The organism is Thalassolituus sp. LLYu03, assembly GCF_050507655.1.
GTDB lineage: Bacteria > Pseudomonadota > Gammaproteobacteria > Pseudomonadales > Oceanobacteraceae > Venatoribacter.
Map to the genome: position 1 here is coordinate 3904131 of NZ_CP191496.1, position 17066 is coordinate 3921196.

Below are 17066 nucleotides of genomic sequence, written 5' to 3' on the forward strand. Positions count from 1 at the left end.
AAAAGTCCTTAGAAAATCCCTTTTTATAAGCCCTTTCTTACGGCGTTTCAGCGATAGCGGCTGACCGCCAGACCGTCCGGGTTAATGTCCGGCGTACGTCCGCTCATCAGGTCGGCGATGAATTTTCCGGAGCCCAGCGACATGGTCCAGCCCAGAGTGCCGTGACCTGTGTTGAGGAACAGGTTGTCGTACTGGGTGCCACCCAGAATCGGCGCGCTGTCCGGCGTCATCGGCCGCAGACCGGTCCAGAATTCGGCGGCTTCGACATCGCCGGCACCGGGGAACAGGTCTTTGACGGTGAATTCGATATTGCCGCGGCGTTTGGCCTGCAGCTCTTTGTTGTAGCTGGCGATTTCGGCAATACCACCCACCCGGATACGGTCGTCAAAACGGGTAACCGCAACTTTGTAGGTCTGGTCCATAACGGTCGAGACCGGCGCTTTGCTTTCGTCGATGATCGGCATGGTCAGTGAGTAACCCTTGAGCGGATAAATCGGCACATTAATGCCCACCTTGCTCAGTACGTGCGGGGAATAGCTGCCCAGCGCCACCAGATAATTGTCGGCGGTTAAGGTGCCTGCCGACGTTTTCACGCCGGTGATTTTGCCTTTCTGCACATCCAGACCGTCGATGCTGGTGTTCATCAGGAAGGTAACGCCCAGCTTTTTGCACTCGTCGGCCAGCGCGTTGGTGAATTTAAAACAGTCACCGGTTTCATCGCCCGGCAGGTACAGACCACCGACAATTTTTTCGCGCACGTTGGCCAGTGCCGGTTCGTGCTGCAGACAGGCGTCAACGTCGATCATGGCGTGCGGTACACCGCAACGTTCGAGCACGGCCACGTCACCGGCAGCGCCGTCCATTTCTTTTTCGGTACGGAAGACTTCGAGGGTGCCTTTCTGGCGGCCGTCGTACGGAATATCCAGCTCGGCGCGCAGTTCTTTAAAGCAGTCGGCGGAATAACGTGCCACGCGCAGCATGCGTTCTTTGTTCACATCAAAGGCCGACTGGGTGCACTGACCCAGCATTTTCATCATCCAGCCGATGGTGTTGGCGTCGAAATCTTTCACGCTGAACAGCAGTGGTGAGATGTCCTGCATCATCCATTTAATGGCTTTAAAGGGTACGCCCGGCGCGCCCCACGGCGTGGAGTAGTCGAACGACAGCATACCGGCGTTGGCGTAGCTGGTTTCCAGGGCCGGACCTTCCAGACGGTCAACCACAGTCACTTCGTGACCTGCTTTGGCCAGATACCAGGCACTGCTGACACCTATGATGCCACTGCCTAAAACCAGAACTTTCATAAACGCCTCTTTAAAAAACGGTTCGCTGTAACGCGGTCTGCGCTGCCGCCCGCTTGGGGGCTGGCGGCTTTTAACACTATCTTCCTGCCCGGGTGCTGCGGGGGATATGCCTCCCGGGAGGTAGATGGCAGTAACGGCTTGCGCAGAAATCACATATCCCCAGTCTAGGCGTTTTTTACCAGCGGAAAGCTTTGAAGTTTTGGCTTAAAAAGCGTAAAAAACTGGCATTCTGAAATTTAATAGTGGATTAATCTGTTAGTGGGAGGTGGTTTTTCGCCGCCACAGCAGAGCCCGTCACGCCGCCGGAGAACCGCCTTGGACGTTAAAAAGCGACCGCTCGACAAACTGGACATAAGCATCCTCAAAACCCTGCAGAAAGACGGGCGCATCAGCTATGTCGATCTGGCCGACAAGGTGGGCTTAAGCTCCACGCCCTGCATCGAGCGGGTGAAACGGCTGGAAAAAGAAGGCTATATCACCGGCTATCACGCCCATCTGGACCCCGAGATGCTGGGCTACAGCATGCTGGTGTTTGTCGAGATCTCGCTGTCGTACCAGTCGCCGGATGCCTTCCAGAAATTCAGCCAGGCGGTGCGCCAGCTGCCTTACATTCTGGAATGCCATCTGGTGTCGGGCGATGCCGATTACCTGATCAAGGCGCGCATTAATGGCATGTCGGAATACCGCGCCCTGCTTGGCGATATGCTGCTGACCCTGCCGGGGGTGAAGAACTCGAAGAGCTACATCGTGATGGAAGAAGTGAAAGAAAGCCTGGAGCTGCCGCTGGAATATAAGCGCAGCAAATAGCCCGGCTGGCGGTGGATTTCAGTAAACGGCTTTCAGCAAGCCGCCTTCAGTCAGCCGCTTTCAATAAGCGGCCGCGCGGATTTTATCCGCCAGCCACAGCACGCCCTGATCCTGCGCCTGCAAGGGGTGCATCACCAGCGACATATCCCAGCTCGGCAGACCGGCCGGGCCTTCCACCATACGCACCGGCAGCCATTGGCTGAGCAGCGACGCCATGCGCGACGGTAAGGTCAGCAGCGAGCGTTTGCTGCTGATGTAACGGGCGGCGGCAAAGTAGTTAATCATCTGCGCGCAGTGGCGGCGCTGTTCGTTCTGCGCCGCCAGCCAGCGGTCGACGCCGCTTGTGCTGCTGTCGGTCTGATCGAGCATGACCACGTGCGGCAATTGCAGGTAACCAGCCAGATCGAGCGTGTCCGGAATATCGCCGAACCCTTTGCCCACCAGGCAGGCCGGATGTTCGCGCAGCCAGTGCTGGCGGATCAGATACGGCGGCAGACTGGCGCTGGAGTCCAGACCAATCACCAGATCGGTATCGCCGTTTTCCAGCGCGTCGAGCGACGCCTGCGGGCCGATCATCTGCAGGTCGATCACAATGCCCGGCGCTTCCTGTTCCAGCACCGGCATCATGTCGGGCAGCACCACGGCTTCAAAATAATCGGTTACCGCCAAACGGAAAGTACGCTCGCTGCTGGCCGGATCGAAGGCCTGCGGCAGGGTCAGGGTGTGCTCCAGCCGTTTCAGAATATCGCGCACCTCGGGCAGCATGGCTTTCGCCCGTGGCGTGGGTTGCAGGCCATTGCCGCAGCGCACCAGCACCGGGTCGTTGAGCTGCGCGCGCAGGCGGTTCAGGGCGTGACTGGTGGCCGACTGGCTGAGAAACAGACGCTCGGCCGCCCGCGTGACGTGGGCTTCAGAGACCAGCGCTTCAAATACCTGCAACAGGTTGAGATCGAAATGATTGAGTGCCACTGTGACTGTCCGGATGCGGTGTCTGCGCCTGGAGCGCGCAGATCAGGTATGCACAGCATACATGGCATTCTGAATATTATGAATTTCATAAATTCGAATCAGGCCGCTAGGCTGGAAGCAACTGATAAAGGAGAGAGCAGATGAATCCACCGGTAACCGCTAACGCGGATATGCCCCTGTACGCCAACCTTGGCCTCACGTTTTTAGCGACGCCACACACCACCAACGTGGCCGCCAGTAAGGCCGACGTGATTGTGGTCGGCGTGCCGTTCGACATGGCCACCTCAGGCCGTCCGGGCGCGCGTTTTGGTCCGGCGGGTGTGCGTCAGGCCTCGGCCAACATGATCTGGGAAGGTGCGCGCTGGCCGTGGGATTTCGCCCTCGACGAACGCCTGAAAGTGGAAGACGCGGGCAACATCGCCTTTAAACACGGCGAACCGCAAACCATGGTCGATAATCTGCAGGCCATGATCGGCGCCATCGTTGGCAGCGGTAAGAAAAGTCTGGTGTTCGGCGGCGACCACTTTATTGCCCTGCCGGTGATCCGCGAAGTGGCCAAAGTACATGGTCCGCTGGCGCTGATTCATTTCGACGCGCACACCGATACCTACGATGGCGGCAGCAAATACGACCACGGCACCCTGTTTCATCACGCCGTGCAGGAAGGTCTGCTCGATTGTGAACACTCACTGCAGATCGGTATCCGCACCGCCTATGAAAAAGACGGTCACCCGTTCGAAGTGATCGACGCTGCCGAAGCCAACGATCTGGGCTGGGCGAAAACCCTGGAGCGCATCAAACAGCGCGTGGGTGATAAACCGGCTTACGTCAGCTTCGACATCGACGCCCTCGACCCGGCTTATGCACCGGGCACAGGTACGCCGGTACTGGCCGGATTAACCAGCGATTTCGCGCTGAAAATTATCCGCGGCCTGCAAGGTATGAATCTGGTGGGTATGGATGTGGTGGAAGTGGCTCCGGCCTACGACCACGCGGAAATTACCTCGCTGGCCGGTGCCACGCTGGCGGTGGAGTTTCTCTACGCACTGGCGGCTTCCCGCTGATGTAACGGCTCGCTGATATCAGACGAGCCCCAAAAAGCCGGCTCAGCCGGCTTTTTTTATAACCATTAAAAACGACTGAAAAACAATTAAAAAAGCTCTGTTGCTTTCATGACGGCCTCTTAACGACCTCTTATTAACCCGGAACGATAACGAGAACAGACACATGAAGCGTAAAATTTTATCTGCCTTGCTGCTGGGCGGACTGGCATCGCCTTGCGTTTTGTCAGCCGAAAACACACTGAACCTGTACAACTGGTCGGATTATATCGACCCGCAGGCGCTGGATAATTTTCAGACGGAATCCGGTCTGAAGGTAAATTACAGCGTGTTCGACTCCAACGAAATGCTGGAATCCAAACTCATGCCGGGCCGCTCGGGTTACGACGTTGTGGTACCGAGCAATTCGTTTCTGGAGCGTCAGGCCAAAGCCGGTGTGTACGCCGAAATCGACACCACGCGCCTGAAGAATTACGCCAATCTGGATAAAGCCCTGCTGGAAAAAGTCGCGGTCAATGATCCGGGCAACCGCTACGGTGTGCCGTACGCCTGGGGCACCATTGGTCTGGGTTACAACGCCGCGGCGGTGAACCAGCGTCTGGGCGATCTGCCGAAAGACACGCTGGATCTGGTGTTCAAACCTGAGCTGTCGGCCAAACTGAAAGACTGTGGCATTGCCATTCTCGATTCGCCGGCCGAAATTGTCGGCATCGCGCTGAATTATCTGGGCCTCGACCCGAACTCAGAAAACAAAGACGATCTGAAGCGCGCCGAAGATCTGCTCAAAGCCAACGCTGGCAATTACAGCTATTTCCACTCCAGCCGCTACATCGCCGATCTGGCCAGTGGCGACGTGTGTCTGGCGCTGGGCTACAACGGCGACGTGCTGCAGGCCGGTGGCCGGGCGGAAGAAGCGGGCAACGGCATCAGCATTGAATACGCCATTCCGCGTGAAGGCACGCTTTTGTGGTTCGACCTGATGGCCATTCCGGTGGACGCCGAACACAAAGACGCGGCCTACCGTTTTATCGACTTTATTCTGACGCCGGAAGCGGCGGCGAGTATTTCCAATTACGTGTATTTTGCCGTGCCGAATACGCAGGTTATGCCGTTGCTGGATGACGCCGTGAAAACCAATCCGGGCATTTATCCGGACGATGCAGTGAAAGCCAAACTCTTCACTCAGGCGTCGCACACGCCGAAGTTTGACCGTCTGCTGACGCGCAGCTGGACCAACGTCAAAACCGGCCGTTAAGCGGTTTAAGCGGCAATAAAAAAGGCACCTGAGGTGCCTTTTTTATGGGTCGTTCGCGTGTTGCTGGTTTCACGTGTTGGTAGTTTCACGTGCTGGCGTTGCAGCGTCTGAAACATCAGGCGACGACGCGGATTTCCATTTCGTTCAGGTGGTTCAGGAACAGCGTGAAAATCTCGTTCTGCTGCGAGGTGTTCAGCTTGGCGTGAATATTTTTGCGGTGCACTTTCACGGTGCCGACGCTGATGCTCAGCTGGTCGGCAATCGACTGTGAGCTGTGGCCCTGAAGAATCAGTGCGGTAATTTCCTGTTCACGGCGGGTCAGTACACCACAACCGAAGGTGCGCAGCGCCTGCGCCAGTGTGCTGCGGCTCTTGCCATCGGGCAGGTATTCTTCGGCGTTGGACAGCCAGAACTGACGGATCAGCGCGCTTAAAATGGTGTAGTGTTCCTGCAGGCGGTTCAGCTCAGTACGGGTGATGCTGCCGAGGCTGGATTTACGGCCCAGCGACAGGGTGAAGTAGCTGTTTTCTTCGAGTTCCACGATCAGGTTAATTTCGTCGACCAGATCGAACGCCTGATAGCAGCTCTGAAAATATTCACTCTTGCTGAAGCTGTCCGGGGCGATGGCACTCAAACGGCTGATGCCTTCGGCGGCGCCTTTCTGCAGTACGTTGTACAGCGGGTCGAGCAGATAGCTGCGGCTTAAATAGGTATTTAATGCCGGGCTCATGTCGTCGCTTTCGGTGTACACCAGCGCCGGACGACAGCCCGGCTGGAAAACCAGCATCAGGCAGGTGTCGAACAAACAGGTGCCGGACAGAAATTCCGCCAGTTCTTTCGGAAAACTGGTTAATCGTATGTGATCAATCAGAGTCGCCAGCTGGCGGCTCTGTTTCACTTCCGCGAGTTCAGCCATCACAGTGCTCCCATTTCCTGTACGCTTGCCAGGGTCAGGTCGAGGCAATGACGCGCTTTAATAAAGAGTTCGTCGAGCTCGGCTTCTGTGATCACCAGAGGTGGCGACAGAATCATGCGTGAGCCGGTGGCGCGCATGATCAGACCGTTATTGAAACAGTGGTCACGGCAAATGATGCCGATGTCCACGTCCGCCGGGAACGGGGTTTTGCTGGCCTTGTCTTTCATCAGCGCCATACCGGCGACCAGACCTTTTTTATCAACATGGCCAATCAGTGGATGGTCGGCCAGCTCGTCGAGTTTTTTATGGAAATACGGGGCGATTTTATCGCGCACGCGCTCGACGATTTTTTCTTCTTTCATAATTTCGATGGTTTTTAACGCCACCGACGCTGCCACCGGATGACCTGAGTAGGTGTAACCGTGGTTAAAGTCTTCGTCGTGAGCAATCAAGGCATCGGCCACGCGGTTACCCACAGCCACTGCGGCGATCGGCAGATAACCGGACGACAGGCCTTTGGCCATGGAAATCATGTCCGGCTCAATGCCGTAGGTCTGGCTGCCGAACCAGTTGCCGGTACGGCCGAAACCACAGATCACTTCGTCGGCAACCAGCAGGATGTCGTACTTGCGACAGATGCGCTGAATTTCCGGCCAGTAGGATTCTGGCGGCACAATCACACCACCGGCGCCCTGAATCGGTTCGCCGATAAAGGCGGCCACGTTGTCTGGGCCGACTTCGAGAATTTTTTCTTCCAGCGCACGCGCACATACCAGACCGAATTCTTCTTCGCTCATGTCGCTGCCTTCGCCGTACCAGTACGGCTGACGGATGCGGGCAATGCCCGGTACCAGCGGCGCGCCCTGCTTGTGCATACCGCCCATGCCACCGAGGCTGGCGCCGGCCAGCGTACTGCCGTGGTAGGCGTTGTCGCGGGCAATCAGCACGTTGCGGTAAGGCTTGCCCTTAATCGCCCAGTAATGACGGGCCAGACGCATGATGGTGTCGATGGCCTCAGAGCCTGAGTTGGCAAAGAAGATGTGGTTCAGGTCACCCGGGGTGACACTGGCGATGGCTTTGGCCAGCGCCGCGGCCGGACCGTTGGTGGTCTGAAAGAAGGTGTTGTAGTACGGCAGGGTATTCATTTGCTCGTACGCGACTTCGGCCAGCTCTTTGCGGCCATAACCCAGATTCACACACCACAGGCCGGCCATACCGTCCAGAATCTTCTGCCCACCTTCATCCCAGATGTACACGCCTTCGGCGCGGGTGATCACACGGGCGCCTTTCTTGTTCAGACGGCCGGTGTTGGTAAAAGGGTGCAGATGGTACTGGGCATCCTCTTTCTGGATTTCGGTAAGGTGGCTCATGGCACACTCCTGAGGGTCTTATTCTGTAAAAATGTGATCACAATTTTGTGATCACAAAGTGCGAGATGCAATAGCTGAAGTGTCAGGTCGGGCACATTGTCCTGTTTGGAGACATGCCGGTTCTGCTCAGAAAGTGAGCGTTCACGAACTTTTCAATGTGTGATTTCAGGCCAATGTCGACAAATCGCCCGGGCCGTTGTGGGTCTTGTTGGTGAGTCAGACATGGCTGCGCAGTGGCAGATTCATGTCGGGGCAGACCCTGAATCACGGCATGAAAAGCAACCGGCAAAAGCCCGGCGGGCAGGGGTTGTTCAGAAGAAAGAAGCAAGAAGGTTTGGCGCCGCGCTCATTCGGGCGGGCGCCGGGTGGGGCGTTCAGCCCAGCAGCTGTTGCAGCTTGTCGGGGGTGTGCGCGAAGGCACAGCCGTCGCGGATGTCGGCGGCAATGGCCAGCTGCAGGGCCGCCGGGTCTTTGCGCTCGATCGCGTCCAGCGCTTCCTGATGGCGGTCGATCTGGTAGTACTCGTCCAGACTCTCCGCCGAACGGCGCATAAAGGGCGCCAGCTGCAGCCACAGGCTTTCGATCAGCGGCAGCGTGACCTGATGCGGGTTCGACAGGTAAATGGTGCGGTGAAACTGCTGGTTCCAGAAGGTCACCGCCTCGGCGTCGCCGGCGGCTTCGGCCTCGTCAATACGACTGTCGAGGCGTTGCAACTCGGCGATGCGATTGGCATCAATGTAAGGCAGGGCCTTGGCGGCGGCGGCCGGTTCCAGCGCCACACGGGCGTCGACCAGCTCGCTGAATTTCATCGGTGTCATTTCCGGCACCATGACCCGGCGGTTGCCTTTGATGGCCAGAGCGCCTTCTGCCGAAAGCTGGCGCAGGGCTTCGCGGATCGGCATCGGCGACACATCCAGCAGAGCGGCCAGCTCGCGGATGGTCAGCGCGCGGCCAGGCGGTATCTGGCCGAGCAGCACGGCGTTGCGCAGGGTGTTGTATACCCACTGGGTGATAGTTACAGCCTCGGTGCGCTGGGCTAGGGTGATACGTATTGGCGAGTATTTATCCATGTGTTGTGAGTCGCTGCCTTGGATTGGGATTGCCACATCAGTGATTTGTGATCACAATCGAAGCATATAGCGATTCAGGCACCTGGTGCCATACCCCCTCTCGCCTTCCGAGAATAAGCACAATTTTGGTGTTCAGATGCAAAACGATTTTGACCTTTTTATCGTCGACTTAAACGGCAACTTGCGTGGGAAACGCTTGTTGGGAAGCTCGCTTGAGCGCGTCATGGAAGAGGGCATCAAACTGCCGCGCTCTGTGGTAGGCCTGGATTTCTGGGGAGATGACGTACCCGACAACGGGTTGGTGTTCGAAACCGGTGATAACGATGGCATCTGTATGCCAATCCAGAAGCACCCGGTGCCGGTGCCGTGGGCTGAGATGCCGCGACACCAGTTGCAGGCCATGATGGAAAACCCCGACGGCACGCCCTTCAACGCCGACCCCCGCCAGGTTCTGAAAAATATCATCGACAAATTCCACGCCCACGGCTGGTACCCGGTTATGGCCACCGAGCTGGAATTTTATCTGATGGACGCCGACGCCGAAGAGCTGCAGCGCCCGCGCCCACCGGTACTCGACCGCGGTCATGGCCGTCGTCTGAATACCAAAGACGCCTACTCCATCGAGGACGTAGACGGTCTGGAATCTTTCTTCGCCGAGATCCGCCGCAGCTGTGACAGTCAGGGCGTTCTGGCCGATACCATTATTTCCGAATTAGGCCCTGGCCAGTTCGAGATCAACCTCAAGCACGTACCCGATCCGCTCAGCGCCGCCGACCAGGCCATCTGGTTCAAACGCATGCTGAAAGGCATCGCCCGTAAGTACAACTACACCGCCACCTTTATGGCTAAGCCGTACGCGGAATACTCCGGCAACGGTTTCCACGTGCACTTCAGCCTGGTCGACAAAGACGGCAACAACCTGTTCGACAACGGCGGTGAAGAAGGCACGCCGATGCTGCGCAACGCCATCGCCGGTATGCTCAAACTGATGCCGGAATGCATGCTGATGTTCGCGCCGCACCTGAACTCGTACCACCGCTTCCAGGACGGCTCCCACGCACCGGTTTACGCCTGCTGGGGTTACGAAAACCGTACCGCTGCAGTGCGCGTACCGGAAAGTGAGCCCGAAGCACGTCGTGTAGAACACCGCGTATCCGGCGCCGATGCCAACCCGTATCTGGTGCTGGCGTCTGTTCTGGCCGGTGCCCTGTACGGTATCGAAAACCAGCTCGAAGCACCGGAGCCGGTGGAAGGCGATGCCTACTCCGAGTGCACCGAAGACGTGCGTCTGCCGTGGTACTGGGACGACGCCATCGACCTGCTGGATGTCAGCCAGGCCGTTCGTCATTACCTGGGCGACGAGTTTGTCGACGTGGTGTGTGCGGTGAAACGTCATGAAATCAAGCAACTGAGCAAGCGTATTTCGGACATCGAATACGAATCCTATCTGGGCCTGCTCTGAGTGCCGGGCCGCGCCCGCGGCCTATTGCACACTTTGTCCGCCCGGCTTTTGCCGGGCTTTTTTTTGGGCGCTGCGGAATAATCCGGTCACACGCCCACCGCGCGCGGGTTAGTCAGGTTGGCCCCGCGTGGGAAAACAGGCCAAAGCCGGCAGCTACCCCCCGATGGGTATGTCCTCCTGTGGAGGGGTAGCTTAGTTTTTGATTATGGCCACAGCCTGACGTGTACGAACGGGTTACTGAGTTTTTTAGTAATGGCCCACATCAAGACGAGCGAGCACGGGTTACTATCCGTCTGGCCGGTGTGTGTTGCGGGGGCGACGCGCATCGTGGAACAGAGCTTGCTGAGCAACGTCAGGATGACAACAGGGAAGAACCAGCCGGCCACCTGAAGGTTTCGGGTCCGGTACTCATGCCAGGTTCACCGCCGGTGAACAGGCCCTAGCACCTGTGACAGGTCCCGGTCATGCAGTGACGACCGGCTTGAAAACAGAAAAAACAGAACACGGGGATCAACCCCGCCAGTAGTGGTAGCAAGGTATGACAACAACAGAAGCCGAAAAAACCGGAACACCAGCCCAGCCGCAGAATGCTGCGAAGCCCGTGGTCTGGCGCGACCCCGCCGCCAAGCCGTTCGTTAAGATCGAAGGCGTCACCAAAGTATTTGATGATTTTACCGCCGTCGATAACGTCAGCCTTGAAATCTACAAGACCGAACTCTTCTGCCTGCTCGGTGGTTCCGGTTCCGGTAAAAGTACCCTGCTGCGCATGCTGGCCGGTTTCGAAGAACCGACCTCTGGCCGCATCATCATCGACGGTGTCGACATGGCCGGTATTCCGCCGTGGGAACGCCCGGTGAACATGATGTTCCAGTCCTACGCTCTGTTCCCGCACCTGACGGTTGAGAAGAACGTCGGCTTCGGTCTGCGCCGTGAAGGCATGGCCGACAGCGAAGTGAAAAAGCGCGTGAAAGAAATTCTGGAAATGGTGCAGATGGGGCATCTGGCCAAGCGCAAACCACATCAGTTGTCCGGTGGTCAGCGTCAGCGTGTGGCACTGGCCCGCTCGCTGGTGAAACGTCCGAAACTGCTGCTGCTCGACGAACCTCTGGGTGCGCTGGATAAAAAACTGCGTGAAGAAACACAGTTCGAACTGATCAATATTCAGGAAGAGCTGGGCGTGACCTTCGTGGTGGTAACCCACGACCAGGAAGAAGCCATGACCCTGTCCACCCGCATCGGGGTGATGAACCAGGGCGAAATCGTGCAGGTCGGTGAGCCGCACGAAATTTACGAATACCCGAACAGCCGCTTTGTGGCCCAGTTCATCGGCTCGGTGAACATGCTCGAAGGCACTGTGGTGGTCGACGAAACCGACCACGTCATCATCGATTCACCGGAAGCCGGTTGCATGATTCACCTCGACCACGGTATCAGCTGTGCGCCGAATCAGGAAGTGCACGTAGCGCTGCGTCCGGAAAAAATCATCATCAGCAAAGAGCACCCGGGCACGCAGGACAACTGCATGCAGGGTACCATCGAAGACATCGCCTACATGGGCAATATGTCGGTGTACCGTGTACGTCTGAATACCGGTAAAGAAATCCGCGTCACCCAGCCTAACTTTGTGCGCGACATGGGTTCACGTCTGACCTGGAACGACAACGTGTATCTGCACTGGCAGATCGACAGCAGCGTGGTACTGACCGTATGAAATACGCACCCGATTTTCCCGCATTCCGCGGGCCGATCCGCAGGCTCGCTTTTCTGATCGACCGCTTTAACGAAATGAGCTGGGGCCGCAAGCTGGTGATTCTGGTTCCGTTCGTGTGGCTGGCGATTTTCTTCTTCATTCCGTTTCTGGTGGTGTTCAAAATTTCCCTGTCGGAATCGGCGCTGGCGGTGCCGCCGTACACGCCGCTGATCGACTGGGACCCGGAATCCAGTTACGCCACCATCAAACTGAATCTGGCGAATTTCCTCTACATTCTGGAAGACAGCTATTACATCGACGCCTATTTCAGCTCGGTAAAAATTGCCGCCTGGACCACGGTGCTGACCCTGATTATCGGCTTCCCGATTGCCTACTTAATTGCCCGCGCCGAACCGCGTCACCGTATGCTGCTGCTGTCGCTGGTGATTCTGCCGTTCTGGACCTCGTTCCTGCTGCGCGTATACGCCTGGATTGCCCTGCTCAAGCGTAACGGTGCGGTGAACGAAATCCTGATGTCGCTCGGCATCATTAACGAGCCGCTGCAGATTCTGCAGACCAATCTGGCGGTGTACATAGGTCTGGCGTACACCTACCTGCCGTTCATGATTCTGCCGCTGTACGCGATTCTGGAAAAACTCGACGGCACCCTGCTGGAAGCCGCTCAGGACTTAGGCGCCAAGCCGGCGCAGACCTTCTTCCTGGTGACCGTGCCGCTGGCCATGCCGGGCATTCTGGCTGGCTGTGCGCTGGTGTTTATCCCGGCGGTGGGCGAGTACGTAATTCCGGCCCTGCTGGGTGGCTCCGATACCCTGATGATCGGCCGTGTGTTGTGGGATGAATTCTCGCAGAACCGCGACTGGCCGATGGCGTCGGCAGTGGCCACCATCATGCTGATGGTGATTGTTGGTCCGATCATGCTGATGCGTAACCGCGCCGGTAAGAAGGAGGTGCACTGATGAAACGCCGTTCCTGGTTTCTGATTATTGCCTCTGTACTGGGCTTCCTGTTCCTTTACCTGCCGATGCTGTCGCTGATTATTTACAGCTTCAACGAATCGCGTCTGGTGACCGTGTGGGGCGGCTTCAGCACCAAGTGGTACACCGCGCTGTTCCAGAACGATCAGATCATGGATGCCGCCGTGCTCAGTCTGCGCATCGCCTTTATCAGTGCCACCATTTCGGTGGTGCTGGGGGTAATGGCCGGCTTCGCGCTGCAGCGCATGGGTCGCTTTCGCGGCAAGATGGTGTTCGCTGGCTGGGTGTCGGCGCCACTGGTAATGCCCGACGTGATTATTGGTCTGTCGTTGCTGTTGCTGTTCGTGACCATGGAAGGCTTCTTCGGCTGGCCTGAGCGTGGCGAACTGACCATCATCATTGCCCACGCCACCTTCTGTATGGCGTCGGTGGCGGTGATTGTGCAGTCGCGCTTAAGTGACATGGACGAATCGCTTGAAGAAGCGGCGATGGATCTGGGCGCCAAACCGGCGGCTCTGTTCTTCCTCGTCACGCTGCCGCTCATCGCACCGGCGATTGTGGCCGGCTGGCTGCTGTCGTTCACCTTGTCGCTCGACGATCTGGTGATCGCCAGCTTCGTGGCGGGCCCGGGCAACAGCACGCTGCCGATGGTGATTTTCTCCAAAGTGCGTCTGGGCGTAACGCCGGAAATCAACGCGTTGGCTACCCTTATGATCAGCGTGGTCGCAGCCGGTGTGTTCATCGCCATGCTGCACATGCGCCGCAAAGAAAAACAGGATCAGCTGTACTCAGCGACCTGACCCCGTTGCCCGGCTCAGGCCGGGCAACTCACTGAATAAATCCGGAAGGTTTTGCATGAAAATCGGAATCCTGGCCGCCGGCACCACACCGGACGATCTGTCCGCTGAATACCCGTCGTATGCCCAGATGTTTGTGAATCTGTTTTCGTCCATCAACGAAGAATTTGAATACGAATTTTTCGATGTGCGTAACGATATTTTCCCGGCCAGCGAACAGGTGGCCGATGCCTGGCTGATTACCGGCTCCAAGCACGGTGTGTACGAAAACCTGCCGTGGATGGTGCGCCTGAAAGACCTGATCGTCGCCATCAATAAGGCCGGCAAACCGCTGGTGGGCATTTGCTTTGGTCATCAGATCATTGCTGAAGCCATGGGCGGTAAAGTCGAAAAATTCAGTGGTGGCTGGGGCCTGTCGCTGCAGACCTACAAACTGCTGAACAGCGACGACATGACCCCGGATCGCGAATTCACCATCAACGCCATTCATCAGGATCAGGTGGTGGAAAAACCGGCGGGCGCCGACGTAATCGCCACCTCCGATTTCTGCCAGTACGCGGGCCTGAAATACGGCGACAAAATCATCACCTTCCAGGCGCACCCGGAATTCACCGTGGATTTCGAACGCAGCCTGCTCAACGTACGCAAAGGCACAGTGCTGCCGGACGCGGATGCCGATGCCGGGTTGAATAAACTGGGTAATGGCGCGACCACAGACTCGAAAAAAGTGGCGGGGTGGTTAGCGGAATTTATTCGCCGCTGATTAAGTGGAAGTCTGGAAATACCGTTCGTGCTGAGCCGAGCGGTTTTCTTGAAAGGGGCGGTCCGACGGTCGGGCCATCCCCTTTATAACAACCGGGCCGAAGACCAAAATCTTTAAAACGTCAGACACCGTATTCAGCAATCTGAATGCGAAACCGCTGACGTTTCAGTGCCTGAAAATACAGGCGAAATACGTTTAAGGCCGGGGCTTTAATGAAGCCTCAGTCCTCACCCTCTGCACCATTATCACCCGCTTCCGACAGCTGATGCTTCAGCCAGGTGCTCATCACCAGTTTTAAATCCGACTGCGTACGGCGTGCGCGCTGGCCTTTCTGATGGACGATCACCAGGAACGCGGCGTGGGTCATTTCCAGATAAAAACGGCCTAAGCGTTCGCGCTCTTTGATGTGCCGGTTAATGCCCAGACGACGGAAAATTTCGGCCATGCGGCTGATCACGAGTTCGTCGTGCTGGGTGTCGAGATCCCTTAATTCGGGCACAGCGAACATGGCCTGCACCAGAGTGAGGACCGCTTTCTGTTTTTTGTAGACGCTTAAGTGCGCGGCCATGATGCGGTCGAGCAGGTCGTCGACGCTGAGGGTTTCGACCGGCAGGGCGGCGATGCTGTCGAGGGCCAGACCAATGTCTTCCAGCCAGCGGCTGCCCATCTCGTGCAGGATGGCGTGCTTATTGGGGTAGTAGTGATACAGAGAACCCACAGAAATGCCGACCGCTTTGGCAATCAGAATGGTGGTCAGGTCGTCGAAGCCGACTTTTTCCAGCAGTTCGCTGGTGGCATCGAGAATCTGGCGTGTGCGCTCACGGGAACGACCCTGTACGGGTGCGCTGCGTGGGGCGAGGTTTTGTACCTTCTTGTTTTCCAATTGTCGCGGACTTCCTCGGTGAGGGGGTAAGAAGCCGGCATTATAGGCACAACATCCGGTCACGGGAATTGACCCGGCCGACACAGATGGCCGGCCGGGTCAGCAGTTAACTGCGCAAACCTGTCAGAACACGCCCTTGAGCACCTGAGTGCTCAGGGGAATGCGAAAATCAGACGCACAACTCGCGCTCAGAGCTCACGTTTAGAACTCACGTTTAGAACATCGAATCACGCAGGGCGTACCACAGCATACCGGCCACCATGCCCGGTTTACGCAGCAGCGTGCCGCCCGGGAAAGTCGGGGTCGGGAAGCGGGCAAATACGTCGAATTTTTCGGCCGACGTCGAAATGGCATCGGCCATCAGTTTGCCGCCCAGTGTGGCCAGCGCCACGCCGTGACCTGAGTAACCCTGTGCAACAAACAGGTTGTCTTTAATGCGCTCGAAATGCGGCTGACGGTTCAGGGTAATGGCCAGCTGACCGCCCCAGCCGTAGTCAATTTTAACGTCTTTCAGGAACGGATAACGTTGCAGCATGGTGCCGCGCACATAATTGCCAACGTCGGCCGGCATACGCCCTGTGTAAGTTTCACGGCCGCCCCACAGCAGACGACGGTCGGCGGACAGACGGAAATAATTCACCGCAAATTTTGAGTCGGCCACTGCGATGTCTTCGCGGTTAATGCGTTTGCACATCTCTTCCGACAGCGGCTCGGTAGCCAGCATCAGGCTCTTGATCGGCATGATTTTTCCGGCGATGCGCGGTTCCAGTTTGTCGAGGTAACCGTTGCAGGCCAGCAGCACATAGGTCGCGCGCACGGTGCCTTTTTCACAACGCACCAGGGCTTCACCGCCTGTGGTGTAATCCAGCACTTTTGAGTCTTCATAAATCACCGCGCCGGCGGCACTGGCGGCACGCGCCAGACCCAGTGCGTAATTCAGCGGATGCAGGTGCGCGGCATCGGCCCAGAATTTACCGCCGTAATACTGATCGGTACCCAGCAGGTCCTGAACTTCCTGTGTGCTGAGGTGACGGATGGCGTCGTATTTCAGTTCGTTCTGCATGTAATTGACAGAATCGTGAATCCAGCTGACGTCCGACGGACGTGCTGCCACATACGCAATGCCGGGTTTCAGATCACACTGAATCTGATGTTTGGCCACCAGATCTTTGACCAGCTGTACGGAGTCGAGCGACATCTGCCACAGCGCATCGGCGTCGGCTTTGCCGACTTTGGCTTTCAGGTAACTGTGCTCTTTGTTATGACCCGGACACACCTGACCGCCGTTGCGGCCCGACGCGCCCCAGCCCACTTTCTGACCCTCAAGCACCACGACCCTGTAGCCTTTTTCGGCCAGATGCAGGGCGGCCGACAGGCCGGTGTAACCGGCACCGACGATACACACATCGGCGGTTACGTCGCCTTCCAGGCGGGAATAGCTGCCAAAGCCATTGGCAGACGCCACATAGTAAGAGGATTCATAACCCGGATTCATACACATGCTCTCAGTCGGTCCCGTTGAAGCGGGAGGGTGGATTCGATAACCCGAATGATAATTCGGGTTTTGAAAATGTGAAAGACAACATTTTGGCCAATTTTGTGACAAGTCCCCGTTGATTTGCATCAGCCCTTTGCATATTCTGGAACCCGAATAATGCTTCGGGTTACTAACCTCGGGTTGGGGGTCAAGTCGAAGCTGTCTGACCTCTCATTCATGACTGCAT

At 57.2% G+C, this 17066-nt stretch carries 15 protein-coding genes; 8 read left to right on the forward strand and 7 right to left on the reverse strand.

The features are described from left to right. Positions 1-47: 47 nt before the first annotated feature. Positions 48-1304: a D-amino acid dehydrogenase gene (locus ACQUQU_RS17460; protein ID WP_430460991.1), complete on the reverse strand. Its 1257-nt coding sequence runs from the start codon at positions 1302-1304 to the stop codon at positions 48-50. 315 nt (positions 1305-1619) lie between these two features. Here ACQUQU_RS17460 and ACQUQU_RS17465 point away from each other — a divergent pair, with 315 nt between their 5' ends. Continuing rightward, on the forward strand, positions 1620-2111 hold the full coding sequence (locus ACQUQU_RS17465; protein WP_430460992.1) for a winged helix-turn-helix transcriptional regulator: 492 nt from the start codon (positions 1620-1622) through the stop codon (positions 2109-2111). A 60-nt stretch (positions 2112-2171) separates the two neighbouring features. Here ACQUQU_RS17465 and ACQUQU_RS17470 read toward each other — a convergent pair whose 3' ends face one another. After that, positions 2172-3080, reverse strand: coding sequence for a LysR substrate-binding domain-containing protein (locus ACQUQU_RS17470; RefSeq protein ID WP_430460993.1), 909 nt, complete (start codon positions 3078-3080; stop codon positions 2172-2174). Positions 3081-3220: 140 nt separating this feature from the next. Between ACQUQU_RS17470 and speB the strand changes: the two genes are divergently transcribed. Continuing rightward, positions 3221-4144 (forward strand): agmatinase, encoded by a 924-nt coding sequence (speB, locus tag ACQUQU_RS17475; protein WP_430460994.1) that lies wholly within the window; start codon positions 3221-3223, stop codon positions 4142-4144. A 163-nt stretch (positions 4145-4307) separates the two neighbouring features. Then, positions 4308-5396 (forward strand): polyamine ABC transporter substrate-binding protein, encoded by a 1089-nt coding sequence (locus tag ACQUQU_RS17480; RefSeq protein ID WP_430460995.1) that lies wholly within the window; start codon positions 4308-4310, stop codon positions 5394-5396. Positions 5397-5511: 115 nt separating this feature from the next. Here ACQUQU_RS17480 and ACQUQU_RS17485 read toward each other — a convergent pair whose 3' ends face one another. The 3 genes from ACQUQU_RS17485 to ACQUQU_RS17495 all read right to left on the reverse strand — a co-directional run bounded on the left by ACQUQU_RS17485 (position 5512) and on the right by ACQUQU_RS17495 (position 8752). Continuing rightward, entirely contained in the window at positions 5512-6312 is an 801-nt protein-coding gene (locus ACQUQU_RS17485; RefSeq protein WP_430460996.1) for a LuxR C-terminal-related transcriptional regulator, read from the reverse strand. Next, positions 6312-7682: an aspartate aminotransferase family protein gene (locus tag ACQUQU_RS17490; protein WP_430460997.1), complete on the reverse strand. Its 1371-nt coding sequence runs from the start codon at positions 7680-7682 to the stop codon at positions 6312-6314. Before ACQUQU_RS17490 ends, ACQUQU_RS17485 begins: the two co-directional genes overlap by 1 nt. Before the next feature lie 374 nt (positions 7683-8056). After that, positions 8057-8752 (reverse strand): GntR family transcriptional regulator, encoded by a 696-nt coding sequence (locus ACQUQU_RS17495; RefSeq protein WP_430460998.1) that lies wholly within the window; start codon positions 8750-8752, stop codon positions 8057-8059. 223 nt (positions 8753-8975) lie between these two features. Here ACQUQU_RS17495 and ACQUQU_RS17500 point away from each other — a divergent pair, with 223 nt between their 5' ends. From ACQUQU_RS17500 to ACQUQU_RS17520, 5 genes are all read left to right on the forward strand, one after another. Continuing rightward, the gene (locus ACQUQU_RS17500; protein ID WP_430460999.1) at positions 8976-10214 is read left to right on the forward strand and encodes a glutamine synthetase family protein; all 1239 of its coding nucleotides are present in this window, start codon (positions 8976-8978) and stop codon (positions 10212-10214) included. A gap of 538 nt (positions 10215-10752) precedes the next feature. After that, on the forward strand, positions 10753-11925 hold the full coding sequence (locus ACQUQU_RS17505) for an ABC transporter ATP-binding protein (protein WP_430461000.1): 1173 nt from the start codon (positions 10753-10755) through the stop codon (positions 11923-11925). Between the two features lie 74 nt (positions 11926-11999). Beyond that, positions 12000-12881, forward strand: a complete 882-nt coding sequence (locus ACQUQU_RS17510) for an ABC transporter permease subunit (protein WP_430463052.1) — start codon at positions 12000-12002, stop codon at positions 12879-12881. Next, the gene (locus ACQUQU_RS17515) at positions 12881-13699 is read left to right on the forward strand and encodes an ABC transporter permease subunit (protein WP_430461001.1); all 819 of its coding nucleotides are present in this window, start codon (positions 12881-12883) and stop codon (positions 13697-13699) included. Before ACQUQU_RS17510 ends, ACQUQU_RS17515 begins: the two co-directional genes overlap by 1 nt. A 55-nt stretch (positions 13700-13754) precedes the next feature. Next, positions 13755-14459 carry a glutamine amidotransferase-related protein gene (locus ACQUQU_RS17520; protein WP_430461002.1) on the forward strand — a complete coding sequence of 235 codons (705 nt, stop codon included), beginning with the start codon at positions 13755-13757 and terminating at the stop codon, positions 14457-14459. A 220-nt stretch (positions 14460-14679) separates the two neighbouring features. On the opposite strand, the gene ACQUQU_RS17525 is transcribed toward ACQUQU_RS17520, so the two are convergent. Together ACQUQU_RS17525 and ACQUQU_RS17530 are read right to left on the reverse strand one after the other, a co-directional pair. Beyond that, positions 14680-15342, reverse strand: coding sequence for a TetR/AcrR family transcriptional regulator (locus ACQUQU_RS17525; protein WP_430461003.1), 663 nt, complete (start codon positions 15340-15342; stop codon positions 14680-14682). A gap of 214 nt (positions 15343-15556) precedes the next feature. Continuing rightward, positions 15557-16837: an NAD(P)/FAD-dependent oxidoreductase gene (locus tag ACQUQU_RS17530; RefSeq protein WP_430461004.1), complete on the reverse strand. Its 1281-nt coding sequence runs from the start codon at positions 16835-16837 to the stop codon at positions 15557-15559. Positions 16838-17066 lie beyond the last annotated feature (229 nt).